The organism is Acidovorax sp. ACV02 (assembly GCF_014851475.1).
GTDB classification, from domain to species: Bacteria; Pseudomonadota; Gammaproteobacteria; order Burkholderiales; family Burkholderiaceae_C; genus Acidovorax; species Acidovorax delafieldii.
Genome location: NZ_JACUZU010000001.1, coordinates 835,363 through 852,593, shown reverse-complemented (window position 1 = coordinate 852,593; position 17,231 = coordinate 835,363). Strand labels below are relative to the sequence as shown.

The following is a 17,231-nucleotide window of genomic DNA, read 5'->3' as shown; positions in this document are numbered from 1 at the left end:
CTCGCCATCAAACGCCCACGCTTATCGGCTGTATATTTTTAAGGATCCCAACAAAACAAATCAGACCAAAATCTTCTTCATTTTGCAAACCTCGCTGCGATCAGCGAAGCCTTGAATTCTAGCACAGTTTTTGAAGAACTGTCAAACTTTTGCTTTCTTTTTTCACCCTGCTTCAACGATCATCTGCAATCCGCAGCAACCATCTCCACCGAGCGAAGCCTTGTATTCTATACCGGTTTTAACCACCAAGAAGACAAAACCAAACTTTCTTCGCCAACCTTCCGGGCCATCTGCCGCAGCACCTAAGCACCACCACAAACCACCCCATCGACCCCAACACTTTTGCGCTCAGGTCTCAGTAGCGGAGCCTTCAACTATAGCACGACTTTCAGGGCCGGCGAGAAAAATCAGACTCGCCACTTTTCTAGCAGCTTCTCCGGACTCAGGCTGTCGTAGCCCTCAAAGGGCTGATGGATCCAAGGATTGCTCGGCAAAAACTCCACGGAGTAATCTGGGGAAAACGTCGATAGACCCTTCGTCCAGATCACGGCGCTACGTAGCTCGGTGATGGGCGCGTAGTTGGTCTTGAGCATGTTGATCACCGCGTGCAAGGTGTGCCCTGAGTCAGCCAGATCATCGACCAAGAGCACGCGCCCTGCAATTTCACCCTTGGGTGTGGTGATAAAGCGTGCAATATCAAGATGTCCTTGCACCGTTCCTGCCTCGGCACGGTAGGAGCTCGTAGACATGATGGCTAACGGCTTGTCAAAGATACGACTGAGAATGTCACCTGGGCGCAACCCACCGCGCGCGAGACAGAGAATGGTGTCGAACGCCCAACCCGACTGATGAACTTTCAGCGCCAGCTTTTCGATGAGGCTGTGGTACTCGTCATAGCTGACATAGAGGTGTTTTCCGTCTTCGGTCAACATAGTGGATGATTCCTGAATAGTTGGCGTTTACTTGATGGCAGCAAGGCAAAACTGCAGATCAGACGGCGACATAAGGATGGCGCATCATGATCGTATGGTCGCGATCAGGACTGGTTGAGATCATGTCGATCGGAACCCCCGTCACTTCTTCGATACGCTCAAGATAGCGGCGCGCACTTTCGGGCAGTTTGTCGTACTCGGTCACCCCGACGGTGGAATCACTCCAGCCGGGCAGCGTTTCATAAATTGGCGTGCACCGAGCGATGTCCTCAGCGCCCATGGGAAGCAAATCAATACGCTGACCGTCGAGCTCGTAGCCCGTGCACAGCAACAACTCGTTCAACCCGTCCAGCACATCCAGCTTGGTGATGCAAAGGCCAGTAAGACCATTGACTTGGGCGCTGCGCTTCAACAAAGCTGCATCAAACCAGCCACAGCGACGGCTACGCCCCGTTGTCACGCCCTTTTCAGCGCCCACCGTGCTCATGTGATAACCGGGCGTACCAGGCACTTCCCAATCCAACTCTGTAGGGAAAGGCCCGCCACCAACGCGGGTGCAATACGCCTTGGTGATACCGAGGATGTAATGAAGCATGCCCGGCCCCACGCCAGATCCCGCAGCGGCGTTCCCCGCCACGCAGTTACTGGAGGTGACATACGGGTATGTGCCATGGTCTACATCCAGCAGGGTCCCTTGAGCGCCCTCAAACAGAAGATTGGCACCCGCGCGATTGGCCTCATTGAGTTCACGCGACACATCAGCCATCATGGGCTTCAGCAACTCTGCATGGCGCATGGCTTCGGCGTACACGACATCAAACTGCACCTTGCCATCCTGGATGTATGGCTTCAGCGCATCGCCAAAAACGAACTTTGCAGAGCCCAGGTACGTGGTGAGCACATGGTTATGCAAATCCAGCAATTCGCGCAGCTTGGAAGCAAATCGCTCAGGGTACTTCAAGTCCTGTACGCGCAAGGCACGGCGGGCAATCTTGTCCTCGTAAGCTGGACCAATGCCACGGCCGGTGGTACCAATCTTCTCAGCCCCGCCCTGCTCTCGGGCCGCCTCACGCGCAACATCAATTGCCGCGTGGAAAGGCAGGATCAGCGGGCAAGCCTCGCTGATACGCAGGCGCGAACGAACCTCGACACCGGCTTTCTCAAGCCCCTCAATTTCCTCAAACAACTTCGCTGCAGAAAGTACCACGCCATTGCCGATGTAGCACTTGACCCCAGGGCGCATGATGCCGCTCGGGATCAAATGCAGCGCCGTCTTCACACCATTGATCACCAGTGTGTGGCCAGCGTTGTGCCCCCCCTGGAAACGCACAACCCCTTGAGCGCTCTCCGTCAGCCAATCGACCAACTTGCCTTTGCCTTCGTCGCCCCACTGGGTACCGACCACCACTACGTTGCGACCTTTGGTTGCTTTCATCTCAAACCCAATTCAAATGACAATTGCTCAAACAGCCTGCACGACCCAACGGCCCGCAACCTGAACCAGTTCACGATCACAGTGGAACTCATCCACCTCACTCTCGTGCCCTGGCAAAACACACACCACTGTTTCCCCGGCGGACCGAAGCTCTCCAATCGCAGCATTCACATCCGCGGCCTCGCCCCAAGGAGCACGAATGGCGGCTTTCAGCGCACGGGGGGGCACCACGCCAACCACCTGCTTGATGTCCAAACTGAATCCCGCCGCAGGACGATTTCGACCAAACACTGCCCCCACCTCGTCGTACCGGCCGCCGCGCACCAGGGCATCGCTGGCACCGGGCGCATAGATCGCGAAGCGCGCACCGCTGTAGTAGGCATATCCACGCAAATCAGCCAAGTCGAAAGTAACAGAGGCTCCGTCAAGACGCGACGCCAACCACTTCAAATTTGATAGCACTTGAGACACACCAGAAATGCGCTTCAGCGCATTTTCAGCCTCAGCCAGAACAGCGGAGTCTCCATATAACTGGACAAGAGCAAGAAGGCCTTGCCGAGAATCTTCAGGAAAGCCACGCGTCAAGACTGTCAACTCTCCCGCATCCTTGGCCGCCAAAGCAGAATGAATGCCGCTGAGCAGTTGCGGGCTCACGCTCACACCAGCCAACAGGCTGCGGACGATGCGCACGTCCGCAAGATCAATCGTTGTGTCGCGAACATTGGCAACTCGCAAACACTCCCGAGCTAACTGCAAAGCCTCAAGGTCGGCCTCCAGCCCGGTATGCCCATAGATTTCGGCACCAAACTGAAGAGGCTCGCGGGTGGCATGGGGGCGGTCAGGACGCGTGTGCAACACAGGACCACAGTAGCAAAGACGTGTCACACCTTTGCGATTGAGCAAATGCGCATCAATGCGAGCAACCTGCGGAGTCGTATCAGCTCGCAGCCCCATGGAACGACCAGATAGCTGGTCCACCAGTTTGAAGGTTTGCAGATCCAGCGCTTCGCCAGTGCCCGTAAGGAGAGATTCCAGATGCTCCAACAGCGGGGGCATCACCAACTCATAACCATAACAACGGGCTGTATCAAGCAGCCCGCGACGCAATTCTTCGATGTGCCGCGCTTCAGACGGCAAGACATCGGCAATGTGATCCGGAAGGACCCAAGCAGACATGGAGAAAAGGGGAGGCTGTTAAAACCGTGATTCTACCGGGACCGGGCGAGACTCCCCAAGGAATCTCCTAGTCGAGGGGTGTGACAGCGTTCAGAAACAAAGCATCAGGAGACCCGCAGCAAGGGCCAACAATGCGAAAAAGCGTATTTGGCCATCCTGCAATTGAGCGATCTGCGCAACCGTACGTTTCCAAACCTGGGGGGACAAAAAAGGCAAAAAACCCTCAATTACCAGGACCAAGGCAAATGCCGTCCAAAGACTGTCCCACATCATTCACCTCTCACAACCAGCGCCACTTGTTTACTTGCGTGGAGCAACAGGCGCCGATGCAGACGCTGAGCCGCGAAAGACCTTGAAGAAGTCAGAGGACGATGGGTCCAGCACCATCACATCGCTTTTCTTATTGAAACTGCCCTTGTACGCCTCGAGACTGCGATAAAACTGGGCAAATTGAGGATCTTTGCCAAACGCTTCGGCGTAGATGCGGGCCGCTTCCGCGTCGCCCTCACCTTTCAGCTTTTGGGCATCCCGATAGGCATTGGCGATTGTGATCTCGCGCTGACGATCTGCGTCTGCACGAATTTTTTCGCCTTCTGCAGCCCCTGTAGAGCGCAACTCATTGGCCACGCGCTTTCGCTCCGCTTCCATGCGCCGGTACACAGATTCAGTGATGGCTTCCACGTAATCAACACGGGTAATACGCACATCCACCACATCAACCCCCCAGGGCTTGGAACCACGAACTGTCTCCAAGACCTCGCGCTTGACATCAGCCATCAGCGCTTCGCGTTTGAGTGAGAGCAGCTCTTTCACCGTGCGCTTGTTGATTTCCTCCTGGAAAGCATTGCGAACCACCCGATTGAGCTGCATGGCGCCCGCCGTCTCATCCAGCCCAACGTTGCGAATGTACTCAGTGGGCTCGGAAATGCGCCAGCGCACATACCAGTCGATAACGACACGCTGCTTTTCAGCGGTCAACATGGGCTCGGTGTCCGTGCTGTCCAAGGTCAGCAAACGCTTGTCTATGTAGGTGACGTTCTGAAATGGAGGAGGCAGCTTGAAATTGAGGCCAGGCTCCGTGATCACTTCTTTGATCTGACCCAGTGCATACAACACTCCAAACTGCCGCTGGTCCACAACAAAAAGCATGGAGCTCATGAGAGCAAGCACCACCAGAAGGGTAGATGCAATAAAACCGACTCTGTTCACGAACTACTCCTAGCGGGATTCACGTTCACGGGTGCGGCTGGTGTCGCGCGCGCGAGCGTCATTCGAAAAGGTTGGTGCGGGTGTTGCTGGTGCCACCGCTGGAGGCGAGCTGGTGGCCGCAGGGGCATCCAGCGCTCCGGACCCGCTTGCTACGCCTTGCATAATTTTGTCGAGCGGCAGGTACAGCAAATTGGAGCCTTGACGCGACTCCACCAGCACCTTGGTCACGTTGCCATAAATCTGCTGCATCGTGTCCAGATACATACGATCACGGGTTACCTGTGGAGCCTTCTGGTACTCCGCCAAAATAGAAGCAAACCGTTGCGAGTCACCTTGAGCCTGTGCAACGATCCTCGCCTTGTACGCAGCAGCCTCCTCGTTCAGACGAGAGGCAGAGCCCACAGCGCGTGGAATCACATCATTCGCGTAAGCCTGTGCCTCGTTTTTGGCACGCTCGCGCTCCTGTCCAGCTTTGAGGACATCATCGAAGGAGGACTGCACCTGCTCAGGCGGCCGCACACCGCCCTGCTGCAAATTGATGCCAACAACTTCTACGCCAACTTTGTAACGGTCCAATATGGTCTGCATGAGCGCGCGAACGCGAGGCGCAATCTGATCTCGCTCTTCAGCCAATGCCGTGTCCATGCGCATCTTGCCCACCACCTCGCGAACGGCGGTCTCAGCTGCTTGAACCACTGCATCTGAGGGATTCTTGCTTTCGAAAAGCCATGCCCTGGCATCGCTCAGGCGATACTGAACAGCAAACTTGATCTCCACGATGTTTTCGTCTTCGGTCAGCATCGCGGACTCTCTCAAGCCCGTGCTTTTGATGACCGTGTCCCTCCCCACATCAGCGGAGCGAATTTGCGTCACAAAAACGAGCTCATGACGCTCAATTGGGTAAGGCAAGCGCCAGTTAAAACCTGCACCCACGGTGCTTTTGTACTTGCCGAATTGCGTAATGACGGCTTGCTGGCCTTCTTGCACTATGAAGAAACCTGTGCCCATCCAGATCACGAACGCAATGCCAGCAATCAAGCCAACCCCCACACCGGCGCTTTTCATATCAGGTTGAAAGCCACCGCCAGCCCCGCCTCCCGGGCCACGGCCAGAACCATTCTTTCCCCCGAACAGACTGCCAAGCTTGCGATTAAGGTCACGCCAGAGCTCGTCGAGATCAGGCGGCTGCTGGCCATTGCTTGGCCGCTGATCCCCACCCCTCTGACCTGCGGGTGGCGCTGCAGGTCGATCCTCAGGGCGCACGCTACCGTCCTCCGACTTATCATCCCCGCGACCCCAGCGTGGATCGTTCAGATTGAACATGCCCCGAATACGGTCCGGCAATGAAGCCCAGCGTAGGGTGCGAGTATGAAAATTCATGCGCAAAATCTCTGGTTCTCTGATGGCGTCATTCGATCATGCATTGTGCCCAATCAGGGCAACACATCCGGCAATTCAAGGGCGTCTGCTGGGGTCATATCCTCACGCGTAGCCAGCAACCTATCGGCCAAAGCGCGGCGCAGATCATCAAGACCTTCTCCAGATCGAGCACTTACGAACAGACGGGAAAGCGACTGTCCCCCCACTTCGTATTGGTCTACCAGCAGGGAGGGGCGTCGCTCTTCGGGCAATGCGTCAAGCTTGTTGAACACCAGTATCTGCGGGATATCCGACGCACCAATTTCCAGCAACACCCGCTCGACCTGCGCCATCTGCTCCGGGAAATCCGGGTTGGAAGCATCCACCACATGAAGCAGCAGATCTGCATCGACAGCCTCTTGCAGCGTAGCCTGAAAGGCATCCACCAATCCGTGCGGGAGATCCCGGATAAAGCCCACCGTATCGGACAGAGAAACAGATCGCGCCGCATCTGCCAGATACAACTGGCGTGTTGTAGTGTCTAGCGTGGCAAAAAGTTGATCCGCTGCATACGCTCGCGCTTTCACCAGAGCATTAAAAAGCGTGGACTTACCCGCGTTGGTGTACCCAACAAGCGAAATATTGAAGGTATCGCGCCTCTCGCGCTGGCGCCGCTGCGTGGAGCGCTGACGCTTGACCTTGATCAAGCGCTCTCTGGTGCGCTTGATCGCGTCACCAATCATGCGTCGATCCAGCTCGATCTGCTTTTCACCCGGACCGCCCCGGGCGCCGATACCGCCAGTTTGGCGCTCCAGGTGAGACCAGCGCCGCACCAGCCGTGTACTCACATACTGCAGCTTGGCGAGCTCAACCTGAAGCTTGCCTTCGTGGCTTCGCGCACGTTGCGCAAAGATCTCCAGAATCAACAGCGTGCGGTCATTGACTGGAAGCTCGATATGACGTTCCAGATTACGCTGCTGCGCGGGGCTGAGTGATTGGTCAAACAGCACCTCCAATGCCCCATGCATCTGGGCCAAGGTGCGAATTTCATCCGCTTTGCCAGAGCCAATAAAGAGTGCCGCGTCCGGCGCTTTCCGCTTGCACGTAATGCGAGCAACAGGCCGTAAACCCGCCGTCTGGGCGAGCAGTCCCAACTCTTCCAACTCAGCATCGAAGTGGGGGAGACCAAAATCAACGCCCACCAGCAACACCGGCGTCATAGCGGACGAGGATGCGGAAGCCGAACTCAAAGCCAACCACCCTCTCTCTGCTCTACCTCGCTCAGAAAGCGAGCCCCGCTACCAGACAACAACTCAAGAGTTGCTGTTGTCAGCATCAGGGGTTTCTGAGGTAGAGAAATTGACCGCCCGACCTGGAACGATCGTAGAAATCGCGTGTTTGTAAACCATCTGCGTCACCGTATTGCGCAGCAACACCACATACTGGTCGAAAGACTCGATTTGCCCCTGCAGCTTGATCCCGTTGACCAAATAGATGGACACTGGAACATGCTCCCGACGCAATGCGTTAAGGAAGGGGTCTTGCAAAAGCTGGCCTTTATTGCTCACGATATTCTCCGTGTTCAAGTGTTGTTGTAAACCAGCACCTTACCACAGCCAGACGCACGCTCTGGCTTTAACACACATGGCCCCTCGACTGAGGAGCCTTTGTCGTCAGGCCTCGTCTTTGTCCGCAAAAGGATTTTGCGAGGTTTTCATCTCAATGCGCAAAGGGGTCCCCACAAGATCAAACTCCTTGCGGAAGCGCCCTTCCAAGAATCGCTTGTAAGCATCAGTCACGTGCTCCAGCGAGTTACCATGGATCACGATCACGGGCGGATTCATGCCGCCTTGGTGCGCATACCGCATTTTGGGGCGGAACATCCCCGCCCTCTTGGGGCTTTGGAACTGAACGGCCTCCAGCAACAGTCGGGTGAGCACTGGCGTGGACATCTTGCAGGTGGCCGCCCGGTGGGCCTGGGCAATAGATGTCCATAGAGGGCCAAGCCCCTGACGCTTCTTCGCAGAAATGAAGTGCAACGAAGCAAACTTCAGAAACGCTAGCCGCGTCTCAATGGAGCGCTCCAAGAGCTGCCGTTGGTAATCATCCACGGCATCCCATTTGTTCACCGCCAGAACCACAGCGCGGCCACTCTCCAGAATATAGCCCGCGATATGGGCATCCTGGTCCGTTACCCCCTGGGTGGCATCGAGCAATAACAGCACCACATTTGCGGACTCGATGGCTTGGAGCGTTTTCACTACCGAGAATTTTTCGATAGCCTCAAACACCTTCCCTTTGCGGCGCAGTCCTGCAGTATCCACCAGCTCAAAGCGCTGGCCATTGCGCTCAAAAGGCACAGTGATGGCATCGCGGGTCGTGCCGGGCATGTCAAATGCCACCAGTCGCTCTTCGCCAAGCCACGTGTTGATCAGGGTGGACTTACCCACGTTGGGGCGCCCCGCCACGGCAAGCTTGATTACGCCCTTGTCCAACGCCGTATCCGAATCGTCAGGCTCAGGCAGATTGAGCGGCTCCAGCGCAATGTCAACCAAACTGCGTATGCCCTGCCCGTGCGCCGCAGACACAGGATAAACCTCGCCCAGCCCCAGCTCATAGAACTCCGCTAGTTGGACGCCCTGGAGCATGCCCTCCGCTTTGTTCGCGACGAGCACGCAAGGCTTGCCCAAGCGACGCAAGTAATTGGCAATGTCGTGGTCTTGCGCGGAGACACCTGCACGGGCATCCACCACAAAAATCACCACGTCCGCCTCGGCGACCGCCTGCTGAGTTTGTTTGGCCATCTCGCGGTAGATGCCGCTGGAAGCGTCGGGTTCGAAGCCACCGGTATCAATGACGATGTACTCGTGTTTTCCTTGCTTGCCGTTACCGTAGTGCCGGTCACGCGTAAGTCCCGCAAAGTCAGCGACGATAGCGTCGCGCGACTTGGTCAGACGGTTGAAGAGCGTGGACTTGCCGACATTCGGACGCCCCACGAGGGCGATAACTGGCTTCATTGAATAAGACCGATCAATCTGGACGGAATCCGTAAATGCCGCCATTGCGGGTAACAACCACCAGGGTATCTGCAGCCACGACTGGGGCAGCAGCGATGGCAGACCCATCTGTCGCCAGCCTGTTCAGGGGCGAACCATCTGTACGAGACAGCAAATGCACCAAACCCGAGTCGTCACCGACGACTACCGAGCGCCCTAGAAGCAGTGGCGCCGTGAGTTTGCGGTACTTGAGTCGATCGATACCCCACAAGCGTGAACCATCCGCGCGGCGCCACGCGACAAGAGTGCCATTGCTCTCAGAACCAAAAATGGCCTCTGCATCGCCGTGAACGCCTTCTGCTCCGCTAGCAGGCTGCGTCCAGACGGTCGTTCCCCTCGCCGTGTTCACACAACCCACAGCAGCTTGAAAGGATCGAGCGCACACTGTTTCGCCCACACGGCTGGTGCGCCCCACCAACTCGACAAGGCGCTCCACGTCATTGGTGCCCCGTGCGCTGGCAATGGGGGTCTCCCATCGCACACTGCCATTGTCAGGATTCAATCCGACCAAACGGCCTGACAACCCCACCACCAGCGTGTCACCCACAGCGGTCAAGACACCAGCCTGGCGCAATATCAAAGGCTCCCCGGGGCGCTGCTGGGCCCAGAGACGACGACCTGTCGACAGATCAAAGGCAGACACGGATCGATCTGCCGACAACACGAAAACACGACCGCCTGCAACCAGAGGTGGTGTGAATACCTGAGCAGCGAGCGTCTCGCGCCAGCGCTCACGCCCCCCATCAATAACGATCAGTGCATTGTTACGCGAGACCACCGCCGCGAACTTGCCATCGCTACCCACAGCTGCCGACAGAGGCTCAGCCAGCGCTGCTCGCCAGATATCCCCCCCCGTACGCGCATCCAGGGCTGCCACCGCACCATCAGCTGACGCGACGGTCACCACATTGCCAGCAACATGGACCTCCAATGGCAATCCAGCCACATTGCCAACGCGCGCAGTCCATGCTTGCCGCACGCCCAGAACGGCCACATTGGCTCCGAGGTCGGCAGGCACAGGCTTGGACTTGTCGGCGCTCCACAAAGAACAACCGGCCAACGTGGCAGCCACTAGTGCTACCACCAGACCGCGCACAAAAAATTGGTGCCCTGACCTTGCGTTGATAGGCGACGACATGGTTATTTGGACTCCGCAGGTGTTGCGGTTGAAGAGACAGCAGAAGCCACATTCACACCTTGCAGCGAGACACCCAGCGCGTTCAGCTTGATTTCCACCAGACGGCGGTACTCGACACTGTCTTCGAACCCCTTATATGCCTTGGTGTACTCAGCAATCGCGTCCTGACGCTTGTCCTGGAGCATCAGGACGTCACCCTTGCGGTCCGCCACAACAGAGGAGAATTCCGGCGCGAAACTGCTGGATAGTTGCTTGAGTGCTTCGTCATAGTTCTTTTGATCCATGAGCACACCAGCCAATCGCAACTTGGCCAAGGCCTTGAGACCCTCGTCTGACGATTGTTCTGCAACCCACAGAAGCGCCTCTTTGGCGCCTTCGACATTACCAGTGCCCTGCATGGCCTTGGCGAGGGTCAAGCCTGCCTGCCCGGCCTGGACAGTCCCTGCATATTTAGACTTCAGATCGGCAAAAGCTTGTTCCATGCGGACGTTATCGGCAGACCGCGCAGCCACATCCACAGCATCAAACAACGCAGCCGCCTGCGTGGCCTGCCGGGTTTGCCAGTACTGGTAACCGTTCCAAGCAGCCGCTGCACCTGCAACGACGATGACCACGGAGCTGATCAACGTGCCCCAGGTGTTCCAAAAATGCTTGAGCTGGTCTAGCTGCTCTTGTTCTTCAAGGTCGAGATGATTTGCCATGGAATGTGATTGGGTTAGCGGGTGGATTGTAGGGTGGCCGACCATTGGGCGACCAAGTCCAGCGGGCGCTCGGTTTGCTCACCTGCGCCATCACGCAAGGCTTTGACAGTCACCATGCCACGCGACAGCTCATCATCGCCAAACACCAGCGCGTGCATTGCACCACTGGCATCAGCCTTCTTGAATTGCGATTTCATACTGCCCATGCCCTCCAGCGAAGGGGCCGCGTGCATCTGGACACGAACACCATGTTGGCGCAATTGCTCGACAGTAGCCACAGCCCGAGGTAACGCGGCCGCCGAAGGGACAATGGCATAGACGTCCGGAACCAGCAAAGGGGTGGCACTTTGCTGCTCCTTGAGCAACTCCAGTACCCTTTCGACCCCCAACGCCCAACCCACCGCCGGTGCGGCCTTGCCACCGATTTGTTCGATCAAGTAGTCGTAGCGCCCCCCACCGCAGATCGTGCCCTGCGAGCCCAACTGATCCGTCACAAACTCGAACACAGTGAGGTTGTAGTAGTCCATGCCACGCACCAGGCGAGGATTGACAGTCCAAGCTATCCCGTTGGCATCAAGAATGGCCTTGACGGCATTGAAATGCGCCAAAGACTCCTGACCCAGAAAGTCAATCAAACGAGGCGCTGCTTCCACCAGCGACTGCATCGCGGGATTCTTGGTGTCGAGGATGCGCAGAGGGTTGCTGTGCAGCCGCCGACGCGCCTCCTCGTCAAGAGCATCGACGTGCTGTTCCAGATACGCGATCAATGCAGCCCGGTGAGCCTTGCGCTCGTCCGGCTGCCCCAAACTGTTGAGTTCGAGACGCACATTCTGCAGGCCAAGGTCGCGCCACAGGGCACTCGCCAGAAGAATCAACTCGGCATCGACCTCGGCACCCGGAAACCCCAGTGCCTCGGCGCCGATCTGGTGAAACTGGCGGTAGCGTCCGCGTTGGGGACGCTCATGACGAAACATGGGGCCCATGTAGTACAGGCGCTTGCCGCCGTCGTACAACATGGAGTGCTCTGCAACCGCACGCACCACACCAGCTGTCGCTTCGGGGCGAAGCGTCAGCTGCTCCCCATTGAGACGGTCCTCAAACGAGTACATCTCTTTCTCGACAATGTCGGTGACCTCGCCCAATCCACGTACAAACAGCGGTGTGGGTTCGACAATGGGTGTGCGGATATTGCGATAGGCGTAGCGCGCCATCAGGTCGCGCACCTTGGCCTCCAGCCACTCCCAACGGGCAGATTCCGGAGGCAGGATGTCGTTCATGCCCTTCACCGCAACCAGCTTCTCTGGTTTGGACGAGGGACTGCTTTTTTCGTTACTCACAGCGCTTCTTTTCTAGGTCTGGCGGAAATTTACATAAGCTGGACAGACCACCTCCCGAATGCTTCACGGTGAGGGTGGCTGCAGCACTACCGGTCAAGCAGCAGACACCCCGGCGCCAAAACGCTTTTCGATGTACTGCTCGACGATGCGATGGAATTCATTGGCGATATCGTCACCGCGCAGGGTCATTGCCTTCTCGCCATCAATGAAGACAGGGGCGGCAGGCGCCTCACCCGTCCCCGGCAGACTGATTCCAATGTCTGCGTGCTTGCTTTCACCCGGGCCATTGACGATGCAGCCCATGACTGCAACCCGTAGCGATTCCACACCCGGATAACGCACGCGCCACACAGGCATTTGCGCACGCAGGAAATCGTCGATCTGCTTGGCCAGGTCCTGAAAGGTGGTGCTGGTGGTACGGCCACATCCCGGGCAAGCGGTAACGCTGGGCACAAAAACCCGCATGCCCAACGCCTGCAAGATTTCGGATGCCACAACCACCTCTTGGGTACGCGCCTCGCCTGGCTGGGGTGTCAACGACACACGAATCGTGTCGCCAATACCCTCTTGCAACAGCACAGACAATGCGGCCGCCGAAGCGACCGTTCCCTTGGTACCCATACCGGCTTCGGTGAGACCCAGGTGCAAAGCGTAGTCGCAACGGCGTGCCAACTCGCGGTACACCGAAATCAGATCCTGCACTCCGCTGACTTTGCACGACAAGATGATCTGGTTGCCGTCCATCCCCATGGCCTCTGCACGACGCGCAGATTCAATGGCCGATGTGATGAGGGCCTCGTACATGACCTGACGAGCCTCCCATGGAGTGCTGCGGCGCCTGTTCGTATCCATTAGCTCAGCCAGCAACTCCTGATCGAGACTGCCCCAGTTGACACCGATGCGCACAGCCTTGTTCCAGCGCATGGCAGCTTCGATCATCTGCCCAAACTGCTTGTCGCGCTTGTCCCCCTTGCCCACATTGCCAGGGTTGATCCGATACTTGGACAAAGCCTGGGCGCAGTCCGGAAACTCGGTGAGCAGGCGGTGTCCGTTGTAGTGAAAATCGCCCACCAAGGGAACGTTCTCACCCATGCGATCCAGTTGTTCTCGGATGTGCGGTACCGCTGCAGCAGCTTCTGGCGTATTAACGGTGATGCGGACAAACTCCGACCCCGCCTGAGCGAGCTCCTTGACCTGAATCGCGGTCCCAATGGCATCGACGGTGTCGGTGTTGGTCATGGACTGCACGCGCACGGGAGCATCCCCCCCCACGGTCACCACACGCGAACCCCAGACAACTTTCGCTTGGCGCGAACGTCTAGGTAAGGGCGAAGCAATCGCCACCGGCCCAAAATCAATCGGGGAGTTTTCCACTATTTCACCTCGAAACGCGCCACGTTTTCACGGGCGACTGCCGTCAGATCAAACGGCTTTCCTCGAACAATCACTTCCGTCGCGTCCGCGCGACCGACAATCACTGCCAGGGGCGTGGGTGCCGACACCGATACAGACTCTCCCGCCGCCAGATTGCGTTGCAACGCCAGTGCACCATTGGCATCCCGAACTTGCACCCATGACGCACCGCGCGCACGCAGCACCAGGGGACCGGAGGGAGCATCTGCCGCGCCATCAGCGGCCGAAACAGCGCCCGCAGACACGCCACTGCCAGCGGCAGCAGGCGCTGGAGGTGCACCGGCAGGTGGCGCAGCAGACACGGGCACCGAAGCCGCCGAAGCAGCGGCGGGCGATGCAGAAATAGATGCATCGGCGGGGCGCTCCACCGTTGGTGGCACCACGGCAGGTGCAGGCTCGGAGGCATTGGCCGGCAAAGCATCTGGCACCGCAACGGGCACTGGATCGGAAGAATCCCCTGGCGTGGAATGCCGAGGGACAAAGAACAAAACCACCGCTCCCACCAACAGTGCAAGAACGACCAACACCACAGAACGCGAGCCGGAACCGGAACCTGCGAATGACGCCGAAGAGGACGACGAAGATTTGCCGGCACTACCCTTCACAGGTGCATTGATACCCGCACTGTCCACAGACAGACGAGGACTTTGACTTTGGGGAAGCAAAGACAAAATGGGCGCTGGGTCAATTTTGAGGGTACGGCAAACACTCGAAGCCAGCGCGCGCACAAATACGGTGTCAGGCAGCACTGTGTAGTTATCTGCCTCCAGGGCTTCCAACTTGCTGACGGGTACTTTCAACGCAACCGCCAGGGCTGCGATGTGCATGCCTGCCGCCTGCCGGGCCTCCTTGAGCAAGCCGCCCGCCGTCACTCCGCTCTCCACCACCTCACTCATTGAAAGCCCCACGTTCGTATGCACCCAGCTCCCTGGAATCCGGGAAGCGCTTGCGCAACTGAGCAGCCAGTTGCCTCATTGCCACGGTGTCGCCCAAAGCCCGCTCCACCTTGATGCCCAGCCACAACGATTCAGAGTTGGCGAAATCGCTGTTGTTGAGCCGTCGAATGTAAAACTGCGCACGCGACAACTCGTTGCGCCGCAGCAAGAGCGCTGCGAGGTGATAACCGACCACCGGATTCGCAGCATCGAATTCATAGGCCTTCAAGAAAGACTGTTCCGCTTCGGGAAACTGTCCCGCACCTGACTGGCACAGGCCACGGGCCATCCACGTTTTGCCACGCGCTGTATAGGCGGGGTTGGCGATGGCTCGGACAAAATATTGGTCGGCCTCCACATACTTTTGCTGCTGGCACATCAGCCAGCCATAGTTGTGCAGTACGTTGGAGTCATTTGCCCGTAGCGACAAGGCACGGCGGAAACTTTCTTCGGCCTGTGCATAGTCACTCAGGCGCATGTAAATCAGGCCACGCAGATTGAAAGCATCGGCATAAGAAGGATCTGCTGCCAACGACTGCTTGACTTCATCCAGTGCCACCGCCGTTTGCCCCAATTCAAAATAGTTGGAGGCCAACTCCAGCCGGATACGAGCGCGGCGCCGCGACTCAGGCTCATCGGACGGCGTGACCAGGCCTGCATCGGCGTCACTGACTGCAGACGAAGCGTTTGTTACACACCCCTGGAGCGCCCATATGCAAACCACCGCACTGCATGCCGTGAGTGTCCAGCGGCCAATATGCCGCCAGCGTCCAACCATTCCCGCCATGTAGAGCCTCCTTGAAGTTTGCCAACTGCCTGATCAAGTCACCGGTTTGAGCACGATTGTGCGCTGCTTTGCCATGCGTTCTGCGGCCCGGGTACGATCTTTGACATCCCCAGCCAATTGACCGCACGCCGCGTCAATGTCATCACCGCGCGTCTTGCGCACCGTGGTGATGATGCCCGCGTCACTCAGAATCTTGGCAAAGGCCTGCACCTGATTTTGCGGGGACCGCAACAGCCCTGATGCGGGAAACGGATTAAAAGGAATCAGATTGAACTTGCAGCGAATACCACTGCGCTTGACCAACTCGATCAGCTGGCGCGCATGCTCCGCCTGGTCATTGACACCATCAAGCATGCAGTATTCGAACGTGATGAAGTCACGGGGTGCATGCGCCAAATAGCGGTTGCAAGCGTCCAGCAACTCCTCGATCGGATACTTGCGATTGAGCGGAACCAGGTTGTCGCGCAGTGGGTCATTGGGTGCGTGCAGCGACACCGCCAATGCCACGGGACAGTCTTGCGCAAGGCGGTCCATCATGGGCACGACGCCCGATGTAGATACCGTCACGCGGCGGCGCGACAGGCCATACCCGTGATCGTCCAGCATTACTTTGAGCGCAGGGACTAATGCCGAATAGTTTTGCAGCGGCTCCCCCATGCCCATCATGACCACATTCGAGATCACACGGTCTTCAGTCTGCAAGCGCTCGCGCAGGGAGTGCTCTGCAAACCACAGCTGGGCGACGATCTCACCCGTCGTCAGATTGCGACTGAAACCCTGATGGCCTGTAGAACAGAAGCGGCAACCGACAGCGCAGCCCGCCTGCGATGACACACAGAGGGTTCCGCGATCATCCTCCGGAATGAACACGGCTTCCACCGCGTTGCCATCCCCCACATCAAACAGCCACTTCACAGTGCCGTCCGAGGACACATGCTCTGAAATAACGGGCAGTGCCTCGACCTGCGCGCAGCCCTTGAGCTTGTCACGCAAGGCCTTGGCCAAGTCGCTCATGGCGTCGAAATCGCTGGCACCGCGCTGATGAATCCAACGAAACAGCTGGGTGGCGCGGAAGCGCTTTTCCCCCAGCCGCTCGCAAAACGCCGCCAGACCGTCGAGGTCGAATTCCAGCAGATTCGTCGTGCTCATGGTGCCAAACCCACTGGAGACCAAGCATAGCTACCCCCATGACACGGGACTCCCACCAGGGTGGGTACGGGCATGGGGAGCATCACCATCTCAGCGCGAGTAGATATTCAGGCCGGGGAAGAAGAATGCCACTTCGGCCTGTGCAGTTTCAGCGGCGTCGGAGCCGTGCACAGCGTTAGCGTCGATGCTGTCAGCGAAGTCGGCGCGGATGGTGCCAGCTTCTGCCTTCTTGGGGTCGGTTGCGCCCATGAGTTCGCGGTTCTTGAGGATGGCGTTCTCGCCTTCCAGGGCCTGGATCATCACAGGGCCGGAGATCATGAAGTCCACCAGGTCCTTGAAGAAAGGACGCTCTTTGTGCACTGCATAGAACTGCTCGGCTTCCAGGCGCGACAGGTGGGCCATACGGGCTGCCACGACCTTGAGGCCGGCAGCTTCAAAACGAGCGTAGATCTGACCGATGACGTTCTTGGCCACTGCGTCGGGCTTGATGATGGAGAGAGTGCGTTCGATTGCCATGTTGATTTCCTGAATGGTTGTTGCTGTGATTCGTTTGTCCACCGGACAAAGCCCTCGATTCTAACCGGGGAGCGTGAAGGCAGGAGCA

17 protein-coding genes are annotated in these 17,231 nt (G+C 57.8%); all 17 read right to left on the bottom strand.

The window, feature by feature from the left end; all coding sequences use genetic code 11:
* Positions 1-407 precede the first annotated feature (407 nt).
* A complete protein-coding gene (locus IB236_RS03915) occupies positions 408-932 on the bottom strand; it encodes a phosphoribosyltransferase (protein WP_056062011.1) in 525 nt (174 codons plus the stop codon).
* Between the two features lie 58 nt (positions 933-990).
* Positions 991-2,367 carry an adenylosuccinate synthase gene (locus IB236_RS03910; RefSeq protein ID WP_056743262.1) on the bottom strand — a complete coding sequence of 459 codons (1,377 nt, stop codon included), beginning with the start codon at positions 2,365-2,367 and terminating at the stop codon, positions 991-993.
* Positions 2,368-2,394: 27 nt separating this feature from the next.
* Positions 2,395-3,543, bottom strand: a complete 1,149-nt coding sequence (locus tag IB236_RS03905) for an ATP phosphoribosyltransferase regulatory subunit (RefSeq protein WP_116749455.1) — start codon at positions 3,541-3,543, stop codon at positions 2,395-2,397.
* A gap of 90 nt (positions 3,544-3,633) precedes the next feature.
* Positions 3,634-3,813 carry a DUF2065 domain-containing protein gene (locus tag IB236_RS03900; RefSeq protein WP_347707488.1) on the bottom strand — a complete coding sequence of 60 codons (180 nt, stop codon included), beginning with the start codon at positions 3,811-3,813 and terminating at the stop codon, positions 3,634-3,636.
* Between the two features lie 30 nt (positions 3,814-3,843).
* On the bottom strand, positions 3,844-4,752 hold the full coding sequence (gene hflC / locus IB236_RS03895) for a protease modulator HflC (protein ID WP_056061999.1): 909 nt from the start codon (positions 4,750-4,752) through the stop codon (positions 3,844-3,846).
* Between the two features lie 9 nt (positions 4,753-4,761).
* Entirely contained in the window at positions 4,762-6,132 is a 1,371-nt protein-coding gene (gene hflK, locus IB236_RS03890) for an FtsH protease activity modulator HflK (RefSeq protein WP_192418923.1), read from the bottom strand.
* Between the two features lie 53 nt (positions 6,133-6,185).
* A complete protein-coding gene (hflX, locus tag IB236_RS03885; protein ID WP_192418921.1) occupies positions 6,186-7,331 on the bottom strand; it encodes a GTPase HflX in 1,146 nt (381 codons plus the stop codon).
* 93 nt (positions 7,332-7,424) lie between these two features.
* Positions 7,425-7,679 carry an RNA chaperone Hfq gene (gene hfq, locus IB236_RS03880; protein ID WP_056743269.1) on the bottom strand — a complete coding sequence of 85 codons (255 nt, stop codon included), beginning with the start codon at positions 7,677-7,679 and terminating at the stop codon, positions 7,425-7,427.
* A 105-nt stretch (positions 7,680-7,784) separates the two neighbouring features.
* On the bottom strand, positions 7,785-9,128 hold the full coding sequence (gene der, locus IB236_RS03875) for a ribosome biogenesis GTPase Der (protein WP_192418919.1): 1,344 nt from the start codon (positions 9,126-9,128) through the stop codon (positions 7,785-7,787).
* A gap of 13 nt (positions 9,129-9,141) precedes the next feature.
* Entirely contained in the window at positions 9,142-10,305 is a 1,164-nt protein-coding gene (bamB, locus tag IB236_RS03870) for an outer membrane protein assembly factor BamB (protein ID WP_192418917.1), read from the bottom strand.
* 2 nt (positions 10,306-10,307) lie between these two features.
* On the bottom strand, positions 10,308-11,006 hold the full coding sequence (locus tag IB236_RS03865; RefSeq protein ID WP_192418915.1) for a tetratricopeptide repeat protein: 699 nt from the start codon (positions 11,004-11,006) through the stop codon (positions 10,308-10,310).
* 14 nt (positions 11,007-11,020) lie between these two features.
* A complete protein-coding gene (hisS, locus tag IB236_RS03860) occupies positions 11,021-12,283 on the bottom strand; it encodes a histidine--tRNA ligase (protein WP_056061987.1) in 1,263 nt (420 codons plus the stop codon).
* A 153-nt stretch (positions 12,284-12,436) separates the two neighbouring features.
* Positions 12,437-13,717, bottom strand: a complete 1,281-nt coding sequence (gene ispG / locus IB236_RS03855) for a flavodoxin-dependent (E)-4-hydroxy-3-methylbut-2-enyl-diphosphate synthase (RefSeq protein ID WP_192418913.1) — start codon at positions 13,715-13,717, stop codon at positions 12,437-12,439.
* Positions 13,717-14,652 carry a RodZ domain-containing protein gene (locus IB236_RS03850; RefSeq protein WP_192418911.1) on the bottom strand — a complete coding sequence of 312 codons (936 nt, stop codon included), beginning with the start codon at positions 14,650-14,652 and terminating at the stop codon, positions 13,717-13,719. The genes ispG and IB236_RS03850 overlap by 1 nt, the downstream gene beginning before the upstream one ends.
* Entirely contained in the window at positions 14,645-15,478 is an 834-nt protein-coding gene (pilW, locus tag IB236_RS03845) for a type IV pilus biogenesis/stability protein PilW (protein WP_192418909.1), read from the bottom strand. The genes IB236_RS03850 and pilW overlap by 8 nt, the downstream gene beginning before the upstream one ends.
* Positions 15,479-15,511: 33 nt before the next feature.
* Complete coding sequence (gene rlmN, locus IB236_RS03840; RefSeq protein ID WP_192418907.1) at positions 15,512-16,627, bottom strand: 23S rRNA (adenine(2503)-C(2))-methyltransferase RlmN; 1,116 nt, start codon at positions 16,625-16,627, stop codon at positions 15,512-15,514.
* A 90-nt stretch (positions 16,628-16,717) separates the two neighbouring features.
* A complete protein-coding gene (gene ndk / locus IB236_RS03835) occupies positions 16,718-17,143 on the bottom strand; it encodes a nucleoside-diphosphate kinase (protein WP_008905954.1) in 426 nt (141 codons plus the stop codon).
* Positions 17,144-17,231: the final 88 nt, after the last annotated feature.